Origin of the sequence: Shewanella mangrovi, from assembly GCF_000753795.1 — a bacterium.
GTDB classification, from domain to species: domain Bacteria; phylum Pseudomonadota; class Gammaproteobacteria; order Enterobacterales; family Shewanellaceae; genus Shewanella; species Shewanella mangrovi.
This window is the reverse complement of the sequence record NZ_JPEO01000005.1, coordinates 184,330-207,058: the sequence shown is the minus strand read 5'-3', so window position 1 is coordinate 207,058 and position 22,729 is coordinate 184,330. Positions and strand designations below refer to the sequence as shown.

General features: G+C 51.4%; 23 protein-coding genes. 17 read left to right on the top strand and 6 right to left on the bottom strand.

The window, feature by feature from the left end; translation table 11 throughout:
• The first annotated feature begins 3 nt into the window (after window positions 1-3).
• The 13 genes from HR45_RS09575 to HR45_RS09515 all read left to right on the top strand — a co-directional run bounded on the left by HR45_RS09575 (window position 4) and on the right by HR45_RS09515 (window position 13,132).
• Window positions 4-1,377 carry an AMP-binding protein gene (locus HR45_RS09575; RefSeq protein ID WP_037442304.1) on the top strand — a complete coding sequence of 458 codons (1,374 nt, stop codon included), beginning with the start codon at window positions 4-6 and terminating at the stop codon, window positions 1,375-1,377.
• Window positions 1,370-1,732, top strand: a complete 363-nt coding sequence (locus HR45_RS09570) for a 3-hydroxyacyl-ACP dehydratase FabZ family protein (protein WP_037442302.1) — start codon at window positions 1,370-1,372, stop codon at window positions 1,730-1,732. The genes HR45_RS09575 and HR45_RS09570 overlap by 8 nt, the downstream gene beginning before the upstream one ends.
• The gene (locus HR45_RS09565) at window positions 1,729-3,432 is read left to right on the top strand and encodes a glycosyltransferase family 2 protein (RefSeq protein WP_037442299.1); all 1,704 of its coding nucleotides are present in this window, start codon (window positions 1,729-1,731) and stop codon (window positions 3,430-3,432) included. Before HR45_RS09570 ends, HR45_RS09565 begins: the two co-directional genes overlap by 4 nt.
• Complete coding sequence (locus HR45_RS09560) at window positions 3,429-4,973, top strand: HAL/PAL/TAL family ammonia-lyase (RefSeq protein ID WP_037442297.1); 1,545 nt, start codon at window positions 3,429-3,431, stop codon at window positions 4,971-4,973. Before HR45_RS09565 ends, HR45_RS09560 begins: the two co-directional genes overlap by 4 nt.
• Window positions 4,970-5,395, top strand: coding sequence for an acyl-CoA thioesterase (locus HR45_RS09555; protein ID WP_037442295.1), 426 nt, complete (start codon window positions 4,970-4,972; stop codon window positions 5,393-5,395). The genes HR45_RS09560 and HR45_RS09555 overlap by 4 nt, the downstream gene beginning before the upstream one ends.
• The gene (locus tag HR45_RS09550) at window positions 5,392-6,123 is read left to right on the top strand and encodes an outer membrane lipoprotein carrier protein LolA (RefSeq protein ID WP_052074648.1); all 732 of its coding nucleotides are present in this window, start codon (window positions 5,392-5,394) and stop codon (window positions 6,121-6,123) included. The genes HR45_RS09555 and HR45_RS09550 overlap by 4 nt, the downstream gene beginning before the upstream one ends.
• A complete protein-coding gene (locus tag HR45_RS09545; protein ID WP_037442293.1) occupies window positions 6,123-8,468 on the top strand; it encodes an MMPL family transporter in 2,346 nt (781 codons plus the stop codon). Before HR45_RS09550 ends, HR45_RS09545 begins: the two co-directional genes overlap by 1 nt.
• Complete coding sequence (locus HR45_RS09540) at window positions 8,465-9,040, top strand: DUF3261 domain-containing protein (RefSeq protein ID WP_037442290.1); 576 nt, start codon at window positions 8,465-8,467, stop codon at window positions 9,038-9,040. Before HR45_RS09545 ends, HR45_RS09540 begins: the two co-directional genes overlap by 4 nt.
• 20 nt (window positions 9,041-9,060) lie before the next feature.
• Window positions 9,061-10,263: a beta-ketoacyl-[acyl-carrier-protein] synthase family protein gene (locus HR45_RS09535; RefSeq protein WP_037442288.1), complete on the top strand. Its 1,203-nt coding sequence runs from the start codon at window positions 9,061-9,063 to the stop codon at window positions 10,261-10,263.
• Window positions 10,256-10,732, top strand: coding sequence for a hotdog family protein (locus tag HR45_RS09530; protein ID WP_037442286.1), 477 nt, complete (start codon window positions 10,256-10,258; stop codon window positions 10,730-10,732). The genes HR45_RS09535 and HR45_RS09530 overlap by 8 nt, the downstream gene beginning before the upstream one ends.
• 12 nt (window positions 10,733-10,744) lie before the next feature.
• Window positions 10,745-11,470, top strand: a complete 726-nt coding sequence (locus HR45_RS09525) for a 3-ketoacyl-ACP reductase FabG2 (RefSeq protein WP_037442284.1) — start codon at window positions 10,745-10,747, stop codon at window positions 11,468-11,470.
• Window positions 11,467-12,696, top strand: coding sequence for a beta-ketoacyl-ACP synthase (locus HR45_RS09520; protein WP_037442282.1), 1,230 nt, complete (start codon window positions 11,467-11,469; stop codon window positions 12,694-12,696). The genes HR45_RS09525 and HR45_RS09520 overlap by 4 nt, the downstream gene beginning before the upstream one ends.
• 106 nt (window positions 12,697-12,802) lie before the next feature.
• Complete coding sequence (locus HR45_RS09515) at window positions 12,803-13,132, top strand: rhodanese-like domain-containing protein (protein ID WP_037442280.1); 330 nt, start codon at window positions 12,803-12,805, stop codon at window positions 13,130-13,132.
• A 111-nt stretch (window positions 13,133-13,243) separates the two neighbouring features.
• Here the strand turns inward: HR45_RS09515 and HR45_RS09510 are convergent, their stop codons facing one another.
• From HR45_RS09510 to HR45_RS09495, 4 genes are all read right to left on the bottom strand, one after another.
• Complete coding sequence (locus tag HR45_RS09510) at window positions 13,244-13,837, bottom strand: FMN-dependent NADH-azoreductase (RefSeq protein ID WP_037442278.1); 594 nt, start codon at window positions 13,835-13,837, stop codon at window positions 13,244-13,246.
• A 154-nt stretch (window positions 13,838-13,991) separates the two neighbouring features.
• On the bottom strand, window positions 13,992-14,432 hold the full coding sequence (gene dtd, locus HR45_RS09505) for a D-aminoacyl-tRNA deacylase (protein ID WP_037442276.1): 441 nt from the start codon (window positions 14,430-14,432) through the stop codon (window positions 13,992-13,994).
• Window positions 14,429-15,388, bottom strand: a complete 960-nt coding sequence (locus HR45_RS09500) for an alpha/beta fold hydrolase (RefSeq protein WP_052074647.1) — start codon at window positions 15,386-15,388, stop codon at window positions 14,429-14,431. Before HR45_RS09500 ends, dtd begins: the two co-directional genes overlap by 4 nt.
• Entirely contained in the window at window positions 15,375-16,262 is an 888-nt protein-coding gene (locus HR45_RS09495; protein ID WP_037442274.1) for a virulence factor BrkB family protein, read from the bottom strand. Before HR45_RS09495 ends, HR45_RS09500 begins: the two co-directional genes overlap by 14 nt.
• 111 nt (window positions 16,263-16,373) lie before the next feature.
• Between HR45_RS09495 and HR45_RS09490 the strand changes: the two genes are divergently transcribed.
• Together HR45_RS09490 and HR45_RS09485 are read left to right on the top strand one after the other, a co-directional pair.
• Entirely contained in the window at window positions 16,374-16,595 is a 222-nt protein-coding gene (locus tag HR45_RS09490; protein WP_037442272.1) for a hypothetical protein, read from the top strand.
• A gap of 13 nt (window positions 16,596-16,608) precedes the next feature.
• Window positions 16,609-17,253, top strand: coding sequence for a DUF2959 domain-containing protein (locus HR45_RS09485; RefSeq protein WP_037442270.1), 645 nt, complete (start codon window positions 16,609-16,611; stop codon window positions 17,251-17,253).
• Here HR45_RS09485 and HR45_RS09480 read toward each other — a convergent pair.
• Window positions 17,231-18,622, bottom strand: a complete 1,392-nt coding sequence (locus tag HR45_RS09480; protein WP_052074646.1) for a diguanylate cyclase — start codon at window positions 18,620-18,622, stop codon at window positions 17,231-17,233. The two genes, HR45_RS09485 and HR45_RS09480, sit on opposite strands and share 23 nt — an antisense overlap.
• Window positions 18,623-18,759: 137 nt before the next feature.
• Complete coding sequence (locus HR45_RS09475; RefSeq protein WP_037442268.1) at window positions 18,760-20,118, bottom strand: diguanylate cyclase domain-containing protein; 1,359 nt, start codon at window positions 20,116-20,118, stop codon at window positions 18,760-18,762.
• 267 nt (window positions 20,119-20,385) lie between these two features.
• On the opposite strand from HR45_RS09475, the gene HR45_RS09470 reads away from it, so the two are divergent.
• Both HR45_RS09470 and HR45_RS09465 read left to right on the top strand, forming a co-directional pair.
• Complete coding sequence (locus HR45_RS09470; RefSeq protein WP_037442266.1) at window positions 20,386-21,600, top strand: 4Fe-4S binding protein; 1,215 nt, start codon at window positions 20,386-20,388, stop codon at window positions 21,598-21,600.
• Window positions 21,601-21,790: 190 nt separating this feature from the next.
• Entirely contained in the window at window positions 21,791-22,675 is an 885-nt protein-coding gene (locus HR45_RS09465) for a dioxygenase family protein (protein ID WP_037442264.1), read from the top strand.
• Window positions 22,676-22,729 lie beyond the last annotated feature (54 nt).

Sequence of the window (22,729 nt, the reverse complement as noted above, 5' to 3'; positions counted from 1 at the left end):
GTTATGACACAGTTACTGAAAACTTGGTTGGATCAAGGTCCGGCGCCGCAACAGCTGATTAGCTTTAACCATCACGATATCGTGACCGGGACTCTGTTTACCAATCAAGTGCATCAGCTACACCAGCAGCTGCTGCAATCACCGGCAAAACGCTGGCTTTTAGCCTGCGAATCAAGTGACTTATTTGCAGTCGGCCTGTGTGCCGCCTTGCTCGCGGGCAAGCAACTGATTTTGCCTGCAAACACGCAACCCGGCAGCATCAGCCAACTGGCAAGCGAATTTGATGGTGTGTTAGCCGATCAACCGCTCAGTGATAGTGGTGAATATCTGCCATTGCGCAAACAAAATATCGCCGGGAGTTATGCGTGGCCAAGCTTGGCAGCGGGACAAGATTACGGCGAATTATTGCTGTTTACCTCAGGTTCCAGTGGCCAACCCAAAGCGGTGCGTAAAACCTTGCGCCAGCTTGATGCGGAAGTTTCTGTGCTGGAACAAACCTTTGCCAAACATCTGCCACATTGCAGTGTCGTGGCCACCGTGACCCACCAGCATATCTATGGCTTGCTGTTTAAGATTTTGTGGCCACTCGCAGCCAGCCGTCCATTTTTAAGTGACTTAGTCGAGTATCCCGAAACCTTGGGCTACTACATGGCGCTATTTCCTAACCTATGTCTTATCAGCAGCCCTGCGCAACTCACACGCTTACCGAAGGCACTTAATTTTGAGCGCCAGCACCAAGTCCCGAGTCTGATTTTTAGCTCAGGTGGTCCACTGCCGCTGGAGGCAGCGCAGGGGATTCGCCAAGTCTTTGCCAGCTTACCCATTGAAGTCTATGGCAGCACCGAAACGGGTGGCATCGCCTACCGCAGGCAACATAGTGCCGAAACCGCCTGGAAGGCATTCGCCCCGATGCAAATCGCTCGTGATGAAAGCGATGGCGCACTGCTGCTCAAATCGCCCTACCTTGCCGACGACCAACAATTACGCTGTGACGACAGCATCACACTGTTAGGCGAAGACTTATTCCGCCTCGAAGGCCGTTTGGACAGAGTCGTCAAAATTGAAGAGAAGCGACTATCGCTGGTGCAGATGGAGACTCTACTCAATAGTCACCCCTGGGTAGCACAAAGTTATCTGGTGCTGCTGGAAGGGCAAAGACAACAACTCGGCGCTGTAGTCGAACTCTCAGATGCGGGTAAAGTTGAGCTGAACAGCAATGGTAAACTCAGCGTCAACAATGCCCTGAAAAATCATCTGTTAAACCAGTTTGAGCGGGTCACGCTACCACGTCGTTGGCGTTATCCGGCGCAACTGCCGCAGGATCCTCAAGGAAAAATTCGTCTGCAGGAGATACTGCAGCTGTTTGATAATGACTAAATCTCAACTTCCTCACGTTCTTGAACATCAAAGCGATGCCTGCAGCGCCAGTTGGCGACTGCAGATTGCAGCCGATCATCCTGCATTTGCAGGCCATTTTCCCGATCATCCTATCCTGCCGGGCGTGGTCCAACTCGATTGGGCGGTGCGCATGGGATGTCAGCAGTTCGGTTATCCGCTGGCAATTGCCCAGATTGAAGTCTTGAAATTTCAGCAACTGATTGTGCCAAACACACAAGTTACCCTGACCATCAAACACGATGTTGCGAAGCAAAAACTGCAATTCAGTTTAACCGATGGCGAACGTCGCTTCGCCTCTGGCCGTATTGCCTTTGGCACAGAGGCCAATCCATGAAGCTGGCGCTGGTCATTCCCAATTACAACCATCAGCACTATATCGCCGCCACCCTAGAGGCATTAGCGCCGTTAGGCTTGCCTTGTTTTTTGGTGGATGACGGTTCTGATGACAGCACCCGCTATCTGCTCACCGAACTGGCACAGCGGCATGATTGGGTGACGCTCATCACCCATCCCTATAACCGTGGTAAAGGTGCCGCAGTGCTAACCGGGCTCAATGCCGCATGGCAGGCAGGTTATTCACACGCGCTGCAGGTGGATGCTGATGGCCAACATAATCTGGCGGATATTCCATTAATGATTGCCAAAGCGGAGCAGCAGCCACACGCCTTAATCAGCGGCCAGCCGCAGTATGATGAGTCGATTCCGAAAGCGCGGCTCTATGGCCGTTATATCACCCATTTTTGGGTGTGGATTGAAACCCTCAGCTTGCAAATCCAAGACTCGATGTGTGGCTTTCGTATTTATCCGTTAGCGGCGTGTCATGAACTGATGCAAAGCGGTGAGCCGATTGGCGAACGTATGGATTTCGATACTGAAATTATGGTGCGCCTGTTTTGGCGCGGTGTCCCCACATTGCACTTGCCCACCAAGGTGATCTACCCGGACAACGGCGTTAGCCACTTTCGCGGCTTTGCCGACAACTGGCTGATCAGCAAGATGCACACGCGGTTGCTTTTTGGCATGTTGCGCCGCAAATTAAGCGGCCAGAAATTTGCCAATACTGATGATGCAGCGCACCCAACACAGCACTGGTCCAGTATCAGTGAGCGCGGCAGCTTGCTCGGTATGAAGATTTTGCTGGCCTGTTACCGCTTAGGCGGGCACTGGTTGGCGCGACTGATTATGTATCCGGTTATCGTCTATTTCTTTGTCAGTGGTAAAGCCGCCCGGCATGCATCACAAGACTTTTTACAACGCGTAAAGCGGCTGAAGCCGCAACATCCTGATCTTGGCGAATCCCTCAGTTGGCGCGACAGCCTGCGTCACTTTATTAGTTTTGGTAATGCCGCTTTAGATCGTGTTGATGCTTGGTGCGATCGCATCACCCTCAGCCAGGTCGATTTCCCTGACAAAGAGCAGTTAGCCGCACAACTCGCGTCTGGCCGTGGCGCGGTATTACTGGTGTCGCATATCGGCAATATTGAGTTGTGTCGCGCTATCTCTATCCATCAGCGACAAATCAAAGTCAATGTGATGGTGATGACCGACCACAGCGCTAACTTCAATCAACTCATTAAACAGCTCAATCCCGACAGCCAACTCAATCTACTGCAGGTATCGGAGTTAAGCCCGGCCACCGCGATGTTGTTACAACAAAAGATTGATGCTGGAGAGTTGGTCGTGATTGCTGCCGATCGCACCTCACGCCACAGTATTGGCCGCGTGCAATATCAACCATTTTTAGGCGAAGCCGCTGCCTTCCCTGAAGGGCCGTTTATTCTGGCAGGGTTACTCGATTGCCCGGTTTACACCCTGTTTTGTATTCGCGAGAACGGCCGTTATAGCGTTGAGTTAACACCTTTTGCGGCACCGTTAACTGGCGCAAGAGCTGAGCGAGCAGCAAGGTTGCAGCAAGCTAGCCGCGTTTATGCTGAGCGTTTAGAACAAATGGCGCTACGTGCACCACTGCAGTGGTTTAATTTTTATGACTTTTGGCGCCAAGATAGCGCGCTGAGCCGTGAGGAAGATAAATGAGCCATGTTGCTGACCCGATTATCGTTGGCCAACAAACGTTAACCATTGCCCAAGTTGCGGCGGTCGCTGCCGGCGCTTCTGTGCAACTCAATGACCAGCCTGCATACGTGGCTAGCATTGAACGCGGCGCGCAATTTATCGATAGTTTACTGGCCGAAGAAGGCGTTGTTTATGGCGTCACAACTGGCTATGGCGACTCCTGTACCGTCGCAGTTAACCAAGCATTGGTCGCAGAACTGCCGCTGCACCTGACCCGTTTTCATGGCTGTGGCATGGGGCAACATCTCAGCTCAGCGCAAGCCCGCGCGGTCATGGTCTGTCGCCTAAATTCGCTGGCACAAGGCAAATCCGGCGTCAGCTACGCCCTATTGCAACGCCTGACGGAACTGCTTAACCGCAACATAGTACCGCTCATTCCCGAAGAAGGTTCTGTTGGCGCCAGTGGGGATTTAACCCCACTCTCTTACTTAGCGGCAGTGCTGCAAGGCGAGCGGCAAGTGCTGTTCAATAATGAGATTCAAGAGACTGCCGCGGTTTATCAGCAGCTGCATATCACCCCGCTAGTACTGCGCCCTAAAGAGGGGCTGGCATTGATGAATGGCACAGCGGTGATGACTGCCTTAGCCTGCTTGGCCTATCAACGCGCAGATTACTTAGCACGCCTGTGTGCGCGGATTACCGCGTTGGCGTCCATCACACTGCAAGGCAACAGTCATCATTTTGATGAAATTCTGTTTAATGCCAAACCGCATCCGGGGCAGATGCAAGTGGCTAAGTGGATCCGCGATGATCTGCAACATCATCAGCACCCACGTAATGCCAATCGCTTGCAAGATCGTTATTCAATCCGCTGCGCGCCTCATATCATCGGCGTGTTAGTCGATGCGCAGCCGTTTATGCGTCAGTTCATTGAAACCGAACTGAACAGTGCCAACGACAACCCGATTGTGGATGCAGCAGGCGAACATATTTTGCATGGCGGCCATTTCTATGGTGGCCATATCGCCTTTGTGATGGATTCGCTTAAGAATGCCGTCGCCAATTTAGCCGACTTGCTGGATCGCCAGATGGCGCTGCTGATGGACCCGAAATTTAACAATGGCTTGCCTGCGAATCTCTCCGGTAGCCAAGGGCCACGGCAAGTGATTAATCACGGCTTTAAAGCGGTGCAAATCGGTTGCTCAGCGTGGACTGCCGAAGCATTGAAACTGACCATGCCTGCTAGCGTGTTTTCACGCTCCACCGAATGCCATAACCAAGATAAGGTGAGTATGGGCACAATCGCTGCGCGCGATGCACTGCGAGTGCTGACCTTAACCGAACAAGTCGCCAGTGCCGCATTGCTGGCCGTCAGTCAGGGCATCAGATTACGCCTACGTCAGGCCGAGCTCAGTGAACAGGAGTTGAGTCCGTCGCTGTCGACATTGCTCAACCAACTGACCGCAGAATTGCCATTAGTTGAGGAAGATCGTCCGCTCGAACAAACGCTGCGTGATACATTGGCCAAGATCCAACAAGCCGTATGGGAGGTGCCACAATGAAATCAATACTGACCGTAACGGTCGAGATGGAGGTGCCGTTTTTTGACGTCGATTCCATGGGTATCACCTGGCACGGCAATTACCTCAAGTATTTTGAAGTTGCCCGCTGTAAGTTGCTGGAAAAACTCAATTACGGCTATCGCCAGATGCAAGCGTCAGGCTATATGTGGCCGATCGTCGATACCCAAGTCAAATATGTCAAACCCACGACCTTTGAGCAGAAAATCCGCATCGAAGCCCATCTAGTGGAATGGGAAAACCGGTTGAAGATTCAGTATCAGATTTTTGATATTGCCAGTGGCGAGCGCACCACCAAGGGCTATAGCATTCAAGCGGCGGTCGAGATGCAGAGCAAAGAGTTATGCTTTGAAACTCCGGCAGTATTTCGTGAGCGATTAGCGCCTTATCTGGAGGCACAATGAGCAGGAGACGGTGGCGCAGTTTTGCCAACACCATAGCGAAATTCGCTAAACAAGTGCCATTGATGCTAGCGGCGTTAATGTGGCTCCACACTGCTAGCGCCGCAGAGCTGCGACCAACAGCTGACGACTACAACGAATTATTCAAGCAGCCCGCCACCACTGCAGCGCTGACGGATTTGATGCATCAGCTACAAATTGCCCAAGCCAGTCGCGGCCAATTTCAGCAAACCCGTTGGCTGACGGTCTTGAAGAAGCCGCTGCAGAGTCAGGGGCAATTTCTGTTTTCACCCAAGCTTGGCTTTTACTGGCAACAACTGCAGCCGTTTGCCACCACGCTTATCTTGCAGGGGCAATCGCTGACGCAGGTCGATAGCCAGGGTAATATCAGTCAGCAAAGTACGAGTGCTGCGCCGTCACAACTGGGCAGTTTACTGCAGCAACTGATGCGAGCACTCTTGAGCGCTGATATCGATTTTTTACAGCAACATTTTACGCTCTATCTGCAACCCGCCGCGGCGGCTGAACCCTGGCGTTTAGGCTTAATCGCTAGCGATGCAGAACTGAGCAAGTTACTGCCTCGTATCGTCTTGCTGGGCAATCACGAGGTGCAACGCATAGTGATGTTAGGACGGCAGCAAGATGTTAGCGAAATCAAATTACTTAACGTGCAACAAGGTGCGCTAACCGCCGCTGAGCAAGCACGATTCAACGCGGCAGGCGCTAAATAATGCCTAACGCGCGGCTGGGGTTCTCGCTATGGTTAGCTTTGCTGATATTGATCAGTGCTACCGGCCTGTGGCAATGGCAACACGGCGCGCGTATTGAAACTGATATTCTGGCAATGTTGCCCAATATCAACCAAGACTCGTTAGTCAAACAAGCGCAGGCGCGCGTAGAACAGCAATTTGCCAACCGCATCTATTTAGCGTTACAGGCCGACCAGCAAGCGGTAGCGGTTAGCGCGGCCAAACTCGTCATCGACCAGCTTAAACAGAGTGATGCCTTTGACGATATCTACAGCGCTCCAAACTCACTGCAAACGTTAGCGAGTTTTTATTTCCCCTACCGTATGCAACTGCTCACCACTGAGCAACGGCAGCTGTTGCAACGGCAACAACTTGCACCACTCATCGAGAACGCTCAACAGCAGCTCTACAATCCATTTGGTAGCGCCAATAGTGCATTACTGGCAAATGATCCGCTGTTACTTTTTCCCGATTGGCTGCAGTCACTCGCGGGCGGACAAGATTATCAGCAACAAGATGGCATTTTATTGCGCGCCACAGGGCAAGGTTATGCTGCGGTGATCAGTGCGAAAGGCGCAGGTTCAGCCTTTAATCCTCAAGCGCAGCAGCAACAGCTCACCGCGCTGAATCTGGCCTTGTCTGGCTTACCAAAGGATATCAGCGTGCTAACAGCGGGGGCCCTATTTCACGCCGCGGCTGCCACCCAAAGTGCTAAGCAGGAGATCAGTGTGATTGGTGGTATTTCGCTGCTTGGTGTGATGCTGTTAGTTCTTTGGTGTTTTCGTTCGCTGATGCCGCTCGCGATTGCACTACTGACATTAACCAGCAGTTTTATCGTAGCCACGGCAGTAACGCTCACCGCGTTTCAACAACTGCACCTGCTGACCTTAGTGTTTGGTACCAGCCTAGTGGGCATCGCTATTGATTACAGCTTCCATTTTTATTGCGACCGATTACAACGGGCTGAGCATCAACAACAAACAAGCCGAGATGAGTCAGCGGTCAGCAGTTTACGACACATAATGCCCACCTTGAGTTTGGCATTACTGAGTAGTGTAATTGCCTATATTGCCCTCGCGTTTACGCCGTTTCCCGGTATGCGCCAAGTGGCACTGTTTTGCGCCTCCGGCTTAGTGTTCACTTGGCTGACCTTGTGGCTAGCTTATCCCTTATTGGCCAATAGCCGCTTACTGCAACGCAGTCGCGCGTTACGCTGGGCACAACGCTTTAGCGCTTACCTGCCGCAACATCGCTTATCAACAACATGGTGTTGGCTGTTGGTGATTTTGATTGCGGCGGGGAGTTGGCGACTTAGCAGTAATGACGATGTACGCCAGTTACAACAAAGCCCGGCGGATATTACCCAGCAGGAACAGCAACTGCGGCAGCTACTTAGCGGCGGCACCGATAACCAGTTTCTGCTGGTACGCGCCGATTCCAAGCAGGAATTGTTAACACGCTTAGAGCAGGTCAGTGACCCGCTGACGAAGTTAGTGCAGCAACAGCAATTGGGCAGTTTTGTCTCGCTGTCGCGCTTTGTACCGAGTGAACAAACACAGCAGCAAAATCATCAATTGCAAGGTCTACTCTATCAACACCTTGCACAGGTGTTACCGCAGTTAGGCTTAGATGGCAGTATTGCCACCGCACTCACGCAGCAGTATCAACACAGTCCTCGCTTAGAAATCGACACCTGGCTGCAAACGTCTGCCGCACAGCAAAGTGGTTTGGCGCAGTTGTGGCTGGCAAATCAGCATGAATATGCCGCCATAGTGCTGCTTGGCGGCATTCATCAGCTCAGCGCCATCGCACACATTTCGCAGCAGTTCACTGGCATAACACTGGTGGATAAGGTCGCTGATATCTCACGTACCATGGCCCATTTCCGGCTGTTAACTATGCTGCTGCTGGCGGCAACGCTGATGATCGCCGCATTGCTGTTTGTATGGCGTTATGGCAAATCCCAAGGATTACGGATCGCGCTGGTGCCGATACTGACAACACTCCTGACCCTAGGTAGCCTTGGATGGGGCGGCGCTGAGTTAACCCTGTTCCACGCGTTAGCCTTGATCTTGGTTTTTGGTATTGGTGTCGATTACAGTCTGTTTTTTGCCAATGCCGGGCAGCAAACGGCGTCGGTTATGCTCGCCGTATTGCTGTCAGCCATCTCCACATTATTGGCCTTTGGCTTGTTGGGCATTAGCCAAACGCATGCGATTGCAGCTTTTGGGCAAACGCTCACGTTAGGCATACTGTTCACGCTACTGTTAGCGCTACAGTTCGTACTCAGTAAGCCTGATGCTGACACATTGCAGGAGTCGCCATGAGCAGGATGATATTGATATTAATCGTGATGTTACTCAGCGGCTGTCAGCAATTGCGCCAGTCACAGCACAGCTGTATTACGCTCGCTGCTGACGTCAATCAGTGCCTTGCACCACTGCCATGGCAACATAGTGCGCCACCAGCAGATGAACTCACCCAATTGGTGACACTTAAACGCTACGATAAGCAACAACAGCTCACCATGTCGTTAGCATTAACGCCGCAGAACATGACCATCATCGGCTTAGCGCCCTTGGGACAGGCGTTGTTTACCCTGCAATTTGATGGTCATACATTGAGTAGTGAACAAAGCATGTTGCTGGGAGAGCAGTTTCGTGCCGACTATTTAGTGGCGATGCTGCAATTGGTGTATTGGCCACAGGCTGCGCTGCAACAGGCCATCAGCGGTGCTGAGCTCAGTGAACAACAATGTGGTAAAGCCCTGTGTCGGCAGTTGCGCCGTGATGATAAACTGATCGCCTCGGTGGAATATCAACAGTCGGACAAGTGGCATAGCCAGGCGGTGCTGACCTTACCGCAAGCCGATGTGCGACTGACCATTAACCCGCTTTAGCGTAGGCCACTAGAATAGACATGACGGATATGACCATTGCCATTACCCATGCCGGATTCTGCACGCCACTCGGCATAGAACCGCCCACTATCTTGCAGGCATTGCTTGATGGCGATGACACTCACATGGTGAGGCGCGATAACTTACTATTCGACCGCAGTGCCATTGTCGGCGAAGTGACGGTTGAATTAGGCGAATTTCCTGCCGCCTTGCGCCAATATGATTGCCGCAATAATGCACTGATGCTGCGTGCCTTAGCCAGTATCTTGAGCGCCATCGAGCAAGCCAAAAAAAGCTATGGGGCAGATCGGATTGGCGTCGTCATCGGTACCAGCACCTCAGGTATCGCCAAAGGCGAACAAGCACTCAAATACCATCGCCAGCACGGTGTTTTCCCTGATGATTACCATTATGTGCAGCAGGAGCTGGGCAGCAGCGCGCTATTTTTGCGTGATTACTTAGCACTGAGAGGCCCGGCCTATACGGTTTCTACCGCCTGCTCTTCTAGTGCCAAAGTGTTTGCCTGCGGTCAACGGCTACTCAATAGTGGTCTGTGTGACATGGTGATTGTCGGCGGTGTTGATAGTCTCAGTCAGTTAACCCTTAACGGTTTCGATGCTCTCGAATCTATCGACGATGAGCGCTGTAATCCTTTTAGTCGTCAGCGCCAAGGCATCAATATCGGTGAAGGCGCAGTGCTGTTTACGCTCGAACGTGGTGATGGCCCAGTACTGCTGGCCGGTTGCGGTGAATCCGCTGATGCGCATCATATTTCGGCACCGCACCCGCAAGGCGATGGCGCGGTTAGGGCGATGCAGGCCGCGCTCACCCAGGCGGGATTACAGCCCACGCAAATTGATTACGTCAACTTACACGGTACCGCTACGGTGCAAAACGATGCCATGGAATCACGCGCGATGATGCGCGTTTTTGCCGAGCAACCGCCGCTATGCAGCTCCACCAAACCGCTGACTGGGCATGCGCTAGGCGCAGCCGGTGCCATCGAAGCCGGTTTTTGCTGGCTGTTGCTGTCAGACATCAATGTAGACTTAGGTTTACCACTGCATCGATGGGATGGTGAGCGCGATGACACCTTACCTGAGTTACCTCTGGTCACCGCGACCTCGCGGCCGGCACAGCTTCAACATCTAATGAGTAACTCTTTTGCTTTTGGGGGCAGCAATGCCTGCCTGATCTTTAGTCGTGGCGTTTCCAATGAGTAGTCTTTATTCAGCGCGCAACGTGTGTGATTTTCTACCACATCGACCGCCGATGGTGTTAATAGAGCGCATCGAGCAATACCGCACGGATTTTCTTGAAGCGAGTGTCAGTATCAGTGAGCTGAGCCCGTTTTATGATGCGGCGCTCGCGCTGGTACCAAATTATGTTGGCATCGAATATATGGCGCAAACCGTCGCCGCCCTCGCGGGCATTGAAGCCGAACAAAGAGGCGAGCCGATCCGCACTGGGTTTCTGTTGGGAAGTCGTAAATTGACACTGTCCCAAGCAGGATTTGCCGCCGGCCAGCGCTATCACATTCGCGTGGCACGCCTCTATCAAGAGGATTCTGGGCTTGCGGTCTTTGACTGTCAGATTTGCGATGCATCACAGCAGCAGATTGCCAGCGCCAACATCAATGTATTTCAACCACAGCAGACCGATGCCTATTTGGCCGGTGAGCTGTCGCTTTAGTCGGGAGATTTTATGGGTAAGCGAGTGTTAGTGACCGGAGCTAGCCGCGGTATTGGGAAAGCTATTGCGCTCAGGTTAGCGCAGTCGGGTCACGATATTGCCCTGCATTACCGTTCTCGTCAGGATGCCGCAGAGCAAACTGCCGCCGAAATCGCAGCATCAGGTGTACAGGTGAGTCTGCTGAGTTTTGATGTAGCTGACCGCGCGGTCTGTCGCGCGGCGATTGAACAGGATATTGCCGAACACGGCGCTTATTACGGTCTGGTGCTGAATGCTGGTATTGCACGCGATACGGCCTTTCCAGCCATGACGGATGACGAATGGGACAGTGTTATCCATACCAATCTCGATGGTTTTTACAACGTGCTGCAACCGGCGTTGATGCCAATGATCCAAACCCGTCAGGGCGGCCGTATCGTCACCTTATCTTCCGTCTCTGGCATTGCAGGTAATCGTGGCCAAGTGAACTATAGCGCCGCAAAGGCCGGTATCATCGGCGCCACTAAAGCGCTGGCATTAGAAGTGGCCAAACGCAAAATCACCGTTAACTGTATCGCGCCAGGCATTATCGATACCGAGATGGTCGAAAACTTTACCGATGATTTGGTTAAACAACTGGTGCCGTTGCGGCGCATGGGTAAGCCTGAGGAAATTGCCGGACTGGCAAACTTTTTACTATCAGATGACGCTGCCTATATCACCCGCCAAGTGATTTCCGTCAATGGTGGCATGCTATGAGCCGCAGAGTCGTCATCACCGGTATGGCCGGGATATCCTCACTAGGACAAGACTGGGCCAGCGTATTTGCTCGTCTGCAAGCACAACAAAATGCCGTGCAATACATGCCAGAGTGGGATCGCTTTGATGGCCTTAACACTCGCCTCGCTGCACCAGTGACCGATTTCGAATTGCCCAGTCACTATTCGCGCAAAAAGGTACGCGCGATGGGGCGAGTAGCGCAAATGGCCACGCTCGCCAGTGAGCGGGCACTGCTGAATGCCAATCTTATGGATGACCCGAGTATTCAGGATGGTCGCATGGGCGTGGCGTATGGCTCCTCAGCAGGCAGCCCGCAACCGATAGTTGGCTTCGGTAACATGTTGCAGCACGCCGATATGAGTGGCATTGATGCGACCAGCTATATTCGCATGATGAACCACACCACCGCAGTCAATATCGGCGTATTTCTAGGGCTGAAAGGACGCATTATTCCGACCAGCAGTGCCTGTACCTCTGGTAGCCAAGGCATTGGCTACGCCTATGAGGCAATCAAGTATGGGCAACAACAACTGATGCTAGCTGGCGGTGCGGAAGAGCTCTGCGCCACTGAAGCCGTGGTGTTCGATACGCTGTTTGCCACGTCAACCCGTAATGCCACGCCATCGCTGACACCACGCCCGTTTGACCGGGACCGCGATGGTTTGGTAATTGGCGAAGGTGCCTGCACCTTAGTGCTGGAAGAACTAGAACATGCACAAGCGCGTGGCGCGACCATCTATGCTGAGATCGTGGGGTTTGCGACTAACTCAGATGGAGCCCACATCACTCAGCCTAATGCCAGCACCATGGAGCAAGCAATTCGACTGGCGCTGCAGGACGCTGACTTAGCGGCCAAGGCTATCGGCTATATCAACGCCCACGGTACGGCAACGGATCGAGGTGATGCCGCTGAATCGCAGGCGACACATGCAGTATTTGGCAGTCACACACCGATTTCATCACTCAAGAGTTATACCGGCCATACACTGGGTGCCTGTGGGGCATTAGAGGCATGGTGGAGTATCGAAATGATGCGCCATAATTGGTTTGCTCCCACCCTTAACCTCACCCATGTCGCGGAGGAATGTGCGCCATTGGATTATATTGTGGGCGAAGGTCGAACCCTAGAGACCGAGCTGGTGATGAGCAACAACTTCGCCTTTGGCGGCATCAATACCTCACTCATCTTTCGTCGCTGGCCCTGAGTTGTAGGCGCATTATTGCGCCTACCGCTACCAAAGGCTAATTTCTGAACAACGACCGAAAGTCCTATGATGCATTTCCCACCTCAGGATTCTTCATGGAGTGCTTATGTTGTTGCCATTGTTGTCACGACTGTCCAGTCCCATTAGCAGTGAGACTTGCTGGGAGTTAATCACTCAAGGTGCGCGAGTGATTGATGTGCGCTCTGAAATTGAATTTGCTGTTATGCACCTTCCCCAAGCTGAAAACGTGCCATTGGAACAGTTCGAGCGCTGGATGCCAGTGCAAAATAAATCTGAAGTGATCGTGCTGTATTGCGGTGCCGGTATTCGTGCCCGTCAAGCCTGTGAACTGTTAAAAGGCAATGGCTTTGATTGCGTGATTAATGGCGGCGCCCTGCAGGATCTGATGAGTACCATTCCCGCCAATTGCGCATAAAAAAGCCCCGAAGGGAACGGGGCAAGCACCAGAAAGCGAATAGGGGACTCAACTACCGCTTTTGACTTTAGGTGAGATGAAAAACAAACGAAATAGCAGGTGACGATCGCCTTAGATGGCGATCGCATCGATAGCCAGTTTAGCGTCGGCTATCGCTTTTTCTTTCAGTTCAGGGCTGATGTTCAAACCTTCGGCATACACCACTTCAACTTCAGTAATACCAACGAAAGCCAAGAATGTTTTCAGGTATGGCACGACGAAATCTTCTGCTGAATCTTTGTGGATGCCACCAAAGCTTGCCACGATAACCGCTTTCTTACCGGTCAGCAGACCTTCTGCACCAGCAGCAGTGTAACGGAAAGTCACACCAGCACGAGCAACTAGGTCGATCCAAGTTTTCAACTGTACTGGAATAGTGAAGTTATACATCGGTGCAGCAATGACAATAGTATCGTTATCTTTCAGCTCTTGGATCAGCTTGTCAGACAATGCCAAAGCATCTTGTTGGCGTTGGTTCAGGTTATCACCACCACGCATACCACCCGCAAGTTCACCATCTAATACAGGCAATGGCTCTGCAGCGGTATCACGCACTGCAATATTTGCACCCTGCTCTTTCCAAGAAGCTGACAAGTAGTCCAGTAACAGACCAGACTGAGAATATTCACCGAGAATACTGGATTTCACTAACAATACGTTGCTCATAATTCACTCCGATGCAATTAAGTTAAGTCGTTACAGGGATTTCGCCACTGAATGGAGCCTAGTCTAACTTCAGTTAAATCGGACTAATAGCGCAATAAACAAGCTAATGCATTCTAATTTTTAGAAAGGAGTAACGCTGTGAGCAAGAATAACCTTAATTGACCTGCAGCGAGAAGGTCACCGGGCCATCGTTAATCAAGGATACTTTCATATCCGCGGCAAAACGGCCGGTTTCGGTGGTCATGCCGGCACGGCGGCAGTATGCAACGAAGTGTTCATAAAGTTCATTGGCCAGAGCATGACCAGCGCCATTGGAAAAGCTTGGACGTAAGCCACGACTGGTATCGGCAGCCAGTGTAAATTGCGACACCACCAGTAAAGAACCTTCAATCTGCTGCACATTAAGATTCATCTTGTCGTTGTCATCGCCAAACACACGATACTTCATCACCTTGGCAGCAAGCTTTTCCGCAAGTTCATGGCTATCAGTCTGCTCTACACCAAGTAGCACCAGTAAACCACGACCAATCTCTCCCACAACCTCGCCTTCAACTTTGACACTGGCTTCACTGACTCTTTGAATTAAGGCGATCAACGGGATTCTCCTGAGGTTAACTGCGCAGCTGCCGCATCAATCATGCGTTTACAGCCGTTAAATATGGCGACATGCATCTTAACGTCATCGATGGAATGGAAACCACCCGCGACTTGGGTTAACTGATAACGTTCACTGGCAATTGGCGCTAAAAACTCACGTAATAGATGGTCGGGGCAAACCCAATCCTGACTTCCCTGCACAATTTCAGTGTGAGCAGGCCAGGTTGTTCTTCCCGCCAACATTAAGGTGTAAGCATCAAAATAACGATTGAGGGCAAAGTAGTTTTCGATACGGGCAGTGGCTTCATCACGCTTTAGCTCGGGTACTGGTAATCGCCCCCAGGGTTGAGCCAATACCTGCTCCCAGCGGTTCCACGCGCTAATACATTGCTGCATGCGCTTTCCGCCGTTAAGTGCATGGTGATAACGCTCCATCAATACATTTAATGGCGATTTAGTCGAATTAGCGGCACTGACAAAGCCGTGGTAATCGATAGGAAAACGTTTAGCCGCACCGCTACTGCCATACAGCCATTCTCGACCTTGCTCAGAGGGAATGAACAGTCCCCAGTAAAGCTGGGCCAACACCCTTTGTGGACATAACCCTGAGTAGATAAGCCCCAATGTAGCACCGAAAGAACCACCGACCAGACACCAAGCCTCCAGCTGTAACCAATGACGGATACGCTCAATATCGGTCAATAACGACAATAGATCATTGCGCTGCAAGCCGCCGCTGGGTAATGACTCTCCCGAACCGCGTTGATCGAGCAAGATGACCCGGCATTGGCGTAAATCAAACAGCTGACTCTCCTGCGATGAACAGCCAGCACCGGGGCCGCCATGCAGGAATAATACGGGAATACCATCGGGATTGCCGTACTGACTCAGGTGCAATAAGTGTCCTTCATCAGTATCGAGCCAGGTTTCAGCAAACGGCTCACTGTTGGTCATCTTCACTCTCAGTGAGTGGCTGCCGTGTTTTTTCACCCAGAAACTCTGGCATTGCCGCGGTAATTTCAGCGCCAAGCAGCACAATCATCCACGACAAATAGACCCACACAAACAGAATTGGCACTGTCGCCATCGCGCCATAAATGGCCTCGTATGACGGGAAATTAGTGACATAGAACGCAAATGCCTTTTTCCCCGCTTCAAACAGCAGCGCAGCCACCACCGCACCAAGCAGTGCATGGCGGAAAAAGACCTTCTGATTTGGGACAACGGTATAGAGCAGTAAAAACGCCGCCACCGAGAAAATAAACGGCAGCCGAGCGACAAAAAATGCCCCAATGCCATAGGTATCAGCATCGTGGAACACTTGCAGTGACACCACGTAAGAAGTGGCCGCCAGACTGGCGCCGATCAAAATTGGCCCCAGCGTCAGAATCATCCAGTACATGGAAAACGACAGCACTTTGGGTCGCTTCTCTTTAGAACGCCAAATATAGTTCAGCGCCTTATCTATCGCGCTGATCAGCAACAAGGCCACCACCATCAAGGCACCAATACCAATTGCCGTGCCCTTTGAGGCATTTCCCACAAACTGGTTGATATAGACCTGTACCGTATCGCCTGCAGCGGGCAGAAAGTTTTCATAGATGAAAGATTCAATCTGCGTGCGTACGCCTTTAAACACCGGAAATGCCGACAGCGTTGACATCATCACCGCGACCATAGGGACCAGCGACAACAAGGTCACGTAGGCTAAATGGCCAGCGCGGATGTTGATTTGGTCGCGCTGCAGCCGCAAGCGCAAGTGACGAACGAAACGCCAACTGGCAAATAAAAAGGGCCGTAATTTACTGAAATCAATATTATCGTGCACTTTGCATCATTGTCCTTTGTGCCTAATGTCGATATCTGCGTACAATAACATTCTGTTGACAAAGGTGATACTGATACATCAATTTCAGCGCACGCCAAAGAGGAGAATTTCATGTCACAACAAGGATCTGCCGGTAACGTCATTGCCGCTATCTGCAACGTATTTATTCCGGGACTGGGCCAACTGGTGCAAGGCCGCATTCTCGCCGCACTGCTATTCTTCGTGATTACTGTCGCGGGTTACGCCATGTGGTGGTTGGTCGTACCAGCTATCATTGCAGGGATAGTGCATTTATGGAGCATTATCGACGCCGCGAAATTCCGTGCCGCCTAAACGGGGAATTCACATGAAAAAAATACTAAGTGCAATATTGGTCAGTAGCTTGTTGCTGCTTACCGGCTGCCAATCCGCTTATTACGGTGCGATGGAAAAAGTTGGCATTCACAAACGCGACATCATGGTGGACCGCGTTAAGGCCGCCAAAGAATCGCAAGAAGAAGCACAAAAGCAGTTCAGCTCGGCACTAGAAGAGATGCAGGCGTTGCTGAATCACGACGGTGGCGAATTAGAAGTTGCCTACGAAAAGGCCAAAGATGAGTATGAATCAGCCTCAGATGCCGCCGACGACGTCAGCGGTCGTATCGACAAAGTCGAATCCGTTGCTGAAGCGCTGTTTGATGAATGGCAGAATGAAATTGGTGAGATCAGCAAAGCCAGCTTGCGCCAAAAGAGCCAGACCAAGCTGAAGCAAACCGAGCGTTCCTACAATCAGATGCTGAAATCGATGCGCCGGGCAGAAAGTAAAATGGCGCCCGTGTTGACAGCAATGAAAGACAATATGCTGTATCTGAAGCATAACCTTAACGCCCAAACAATCGCTTCAATTAAGGGCGAATTTTCAAGTTTGCAGGCCGATATCTCCAGCTTGATGAATGAAATGAACCGTTCGATTGCTGAATCGAATAAATTTATTTCGTCAATGGAGCCTTAGTCTCAGTGACGGGGTTAGTAGCCGCGGGCGATACTTGGCTTTTCGCCCGCTGCTTATCTTGATACATGCTGATATCCGCCAGCTGCAGTAGCGCTTTAATGGAGTCGGCATCAGTAGGAAAACGCGCCGATCCCACCGCAAAAGACACCGGCAGTTCCGTACCTTTCCACATTACTGGCTGCGCACACGTTGCCTGACGAATTTTCTCCTGCACCAGTTGCAGGTCATCTGAATCCTTCAACCGCGGAATGATGATCAAGAACTCATCCCCACCAATGCGGGTAACTAAGTCTGAGCCGCGCAATTGCTGCTTTAACCGCGATGCTACCTGCTGCAGAAATCTGTCACCTGCGGCATGACCGAAGTGATCGTTAATCTGCTTAAAATCATTTAAATCAATACTGATAATCCCAAAGCGATCGCGACTGTTTGCCAACTGGCGCAACACTGCCATCGCTTGGCGGCGATTGCCGACACGAGTCAGCATGTCTTCATAAGAGTAACGATGCACGCTGGTAAAAATTTGGTACAGCAACAAGGCGCTAAAAATCGTCAGTAAAATCAGGCTATATCCCAATACGCGCACAAGCTGCTGCCCCCACCAGCCATGCAGCGATTGCTTGGGTAAGCCAATGGCAATTTGCCACCGCCCGGCAAATAAGTTGATCACCTCAATGGCAAGTGGCTGCTGAAACGCACCAGCGTCGCCCCAAAAAGGGTCGCTGGGCATGCCATTGATATCGATTCGCCGCAGCGCTAGTTGATACTTAGTCGCGAGATCGGCAATGCCGCTATCGGCTAACATTTTCGACCAATCAAAGACGACGCTACAGCCGCCCCAGTAATGCAAATTTACCGGTGGATCAGTGAATATCGGTAAGCGCACAATCAATCCCTCACCGCCTTGGATAAGTTGTAACGGCCCAGTGAGTTGCATGCGTTGGGTGATACGCGCCCGCTCAACATCCTGCCACTGCAATGGCAAAGTGCGGAAATCGAGTCCTACGACCGATTCGTTAGTGTTGACGGGATAAACAAACTGGATGACATCGTTAGGTGCCACGGTGATATTGCGAATATAGCCGCTGTTCTGGGTGATTTTTTCTGCGAGTTTGCGCCATTGGCTGGCATCGGAATCTGGGCTGATGCTAATAAAGGCTGCGAGGCTGCCGGCTTCAATCATCTTGTTACTGAGCAGCGACTCTAGATGATAACGCACCAATTGCAGCTGCTGTACCGCCGCGGTTTCGGCTTCCGTATGCACATTTTTGTCGATTTGATGCTGCAAGAACTCCACTGCTAAGGTCGCCAAAATGGTGAAGCAGATCAGGCACAACAGCAAAATATATTTGATAGCTGAGTATTTCATCGACCCCACTTATGGCTTGAATCAATCGATCCATGCAGTGGTAACTGCTACACCCAGTTACTGAGTCGAGGCCTCCGTTACTCGCCGCCTAAGTATAGAAGTCAGCAGGAAATTTAGCGAAGGCGTCAGCGCGCTGATCACGCCTGACGACGGTGATGGCGATGCTTATCTTGGTACATGGCGCTATCAGCACGGTGCAGCAGTTCTTCCATATCCTCGCCATCTTCAGGATAGGCGGAAAAGCCGATACTTAAACTGACGGGCAGCGAAAGCCCTTTATATTCAAACGGTGTACTACACACCTGTTCACGAATTTTCTCGCCGATAATGTCCAGATCATGGCGACGCGTCACGCGCGGCAGCACCAGTAAAAATTCATCCCCGCCGACCCGTGCAATGGTATCGTAACTGCGCAGTGAACTCTCTAGCCGTCTGGCGACTTCAATCAACAGCGCATCGCCCACCGGATGACCAAAGCTATCATTGACCATCTTAAATTCATTCAAATCTATGTTAACAATAGCGAACTTGCTGTGGCGCCGAATCAAACGCTCCAGCACTTGAATGATACGGCGTCGGTTACCGAGTTTAGTCAGTACATCTTCATAAGAGTAACGCTGCGCGTTGCGATAGGCATTAAGCATCACCACTATGCTGATAAACACCAGTAATGCCACCGAGTAGCCGCTGATACGCAGCACTTGATAGTTGCTGCCACTGAAGGAGGATATAGCGGCATCATCCGCCTTTATCGCGAGCTGCCAATTGCCGCTGATAAGGTGCACATTTTCAGTCACTAGCGGTGCCTGAAAGGTGTCCAAACTGCCGTAAAATACTGTCCCATGTTCACCGGTGCCATCCACACCACGCATCGCCAGTTGGATCCCTTCAGGAAAATCCAACGCGCCAGCGTCCAGCACTAAGCTACTCCAGTCCAACACCACACTAGCAACCCCCCAATAGCGGGTATTCTCCGGTGGGTCGGTGAAAATCGGCATTCGCGCAATCACGCCCATCCCCCCCTGTACCAACTCTAATGGTCCAGCAACGAAGATACGTTTAGCTTTACGTGCCTGTTCAATGGTACGGAGCTGATGCGGATGGTCGTCATAATCCAGCCCCAATGCCTTCTCATTACCGACTTTAGGAAACACAAACGAGACGACATTATTCGGCGCGACGGCAATATTGCGAATATGCGGTGCGGAGGCAGCGATCTGTTTTGCCAGCGGCTGCCACTGCTCCGGCGTTGAATCGGGCGAAACAAAGATATAAGAAACTAAACCGTTGGCGAGAAAGATCTCTGAGGTCACCATGCCTTCTAAACGCGATCTAACGAGCGCCAGTTGCTGCGATAGATAATGGGTGCGTTCGGCAGCTACATCTCGGCTGTAACTGCGCTGCAGATACTCCACAAGATAAAATGCAGTAACCATATACGCCACAACAAACAGTCCAAACAGAACATCTGCTCCAGCGCGCCGAAGACTTTTCATGCGCTCCCCAAGGATTCACCAATGCGATTATTAGTTAGTGTTTGATTCGATGCCATAAAATAACATTTTTACAACATCGTCAATTTATTGTCAGATTATCGCCCATTCATTGTTCAATCAAAAATGCAATCTTGTGAAATGCACCACGATTACGAACAAGCGCTCGCTAATATTTGGATCTGGTGCACAAATCACTATCTGCTCTGCAAACCTTCAGCCGAATCTAAGTTCAAAATTGCCACATGACTTTAGGATATTCTGCTATTTATGACGATTACCGAATCTCTGACATTGATGTTGGCACTGTTGTACGCAGCCAGTCAGCTTTGGTGGGCAGGAAAACATTATGGCGCTGTCGTGGCGCTGGCCTCGATAGTGGGCGCACTCGCAATTGCGGCAAGTACCACCTTGTTGCTCGGCACTGTCGTCGCGGCGGGCGGCTTAGCTGTGTTCCATTGGCGCAAGCCTACTTGGGCAAAAGGGGAAGTACGCATTAATCAGCTGCGCGATGGCTTTCAACATCTGCTGTTTCTGGCACTGTTACTGGTCGCGCTGCAATACACTCTCAATACTATAATGCTCAAAGCGGGTATGACGCCTTGGTTAGCACGCCCCAACGTGGTCGATGCCTTCCTGCCGATTGCGGGCGGCATCGAGCTCAAAGGCATTAGTGCAGGGATCTGGGATCAAAACCATCCAGCAGCAGCTGTGATGTTGGCGGTGGTATTGCTTACCGGATTAATCTGTAAGCGCGCCTTTTGCGGCTGGGCCTGCCCAATCGGCTTGGTCGGCGAGAAGCTCTATAAGCTGCGTAAGCGCTTTATTAAAGAGGAACTGATGCCACCGCGCTGGCTCGATTGGCCACTGCGAATGCTGAAATATCTACTGCTGGCAGCCTTTATCTATTTGGTGTGTTTTAGCATGCCCGATGCTGCCATTCCGGGGTATTTGAATGGTAACTACCATAAAATTGCCGATGTGAAGATGGCGCTGTTTTTCATCACCCCCGGATTAATTACCCTCAGCGTGTTTGCCCTGCTGTTGCTGATTGTCACGTGGCGTCGCCAAGGCTTTTGTCGCTATCTTTGTCCATACGGCGCCATTTTGGGACTGCTGAGTTTTATTAGTCCGTTGAAGATCCGTCGTAACAGTGAACACTGTCTGATTGAAAGCCGCGGGATGAAGTGCGATAAGTGCACCCGTGCCTGCCCTGCGAATATCATCGTGCATACCAAAACCACGGTACGTAGTGACGAATGCCAAGCCTGTATGCGTTGCGTCGCCGCTTGCCCTAAAAAGCAGGCACTGGGTTTTGGCGTAAGTAAAAGCCATAGCCTAAGCGCTCGCACGGTAATGTTACTGACATTAAGCCTGTTGTTTGTACTGCCACTGGCGGCCTATCTCAGCGGCTTTTGGGACAGCCAAACACCAGAACTTATTCGTATGCAGTTGATTCAAATGGCGAACCATATCGGCCATTAATACAACTTTGCGATGAAGGCGCGGTAGTTTTCGGTCACGCTGATGCAAGTAAGCGTAAAGATCTACCGCCCCTATCACCTCCACGCGTAAGGCTGCGCAAACCAAGGAAAAGAACTGCAAAAGCCCTATTTCCAAGCAGGTTCCAATGCTGAAATAGTGATCAATATCACTATCACATTGGAGCCGCCAAATGCCTCAAGCTGACTCACTCAACCCTCTGCGCCGCATGCTAGTCAAATTACTTGGCAGCGCTGCTGTAGCCGGACCAAGCTTATTGTTAGCGGCCTGTGGCAGCGAAACGAATAACAGTAGCAATGCAACGACTAGCAATGACGCGAACAGCAGTGACACGAGTGACAGCGGCAGTGACGTTAACAGTGAAAATACTTCGGGCTGGGCAACCGGTGGCACGGCAGCGATGGTGGTGGATTTTCCGGAGACCAGCCTGTTTGCCACAACAGCCGCCTGCAGTGTAGCGTTAACCCAAGCACTCACCGAAGGCCCCTGCTATTTTCAAACTGAAGTGCTGGATGATATCTCTGCCGAGAAAGGTGGCTTACCGATGCAGCTTTGCTTGCAGGTGATCGATAGCGATTGTAATCCGGTATCAGGACTTGAAGTCGAAGTCTGGCATTGCGATAGCGACGGCATCTACTCCGGCGATACCAGCGACAGTGCTGATGCCAACCGTTTCTCTGTGGGCTTTTGCACCGACAATGACAGCGCAGCGTTGGCATCAAAGTGGTTCCGTGGCACTCAAGTGACCGACAGTGATGGCCGAGTGAACTTTAAGACGTGTTTCCCAGGTTGGTATTCCAGTCGCACAATTCACGTGCACTTTCGCATTCGCAACAACAACTTAGACGAGCTAATATCGCAGTTCTGCTTCAACGATAGTCTGACTGCTGATATCTGCAATAATCACCCGGAATACGCCTCGCGCGGCACGCAAGACACGACGCTCGCTAGCGGCCGTGATACGGTTTATGGCAGTCATTATGAAGACTTTCTGTTTAACACCGTGCAGAACAGTGACGGTTCATTGCTCGCATGGAAAACCATTCAAATGAGTTAAGCGCTTTATCAACGCTAACTAATTCAACAACTACTGCAGCTTGCTCGACTTACT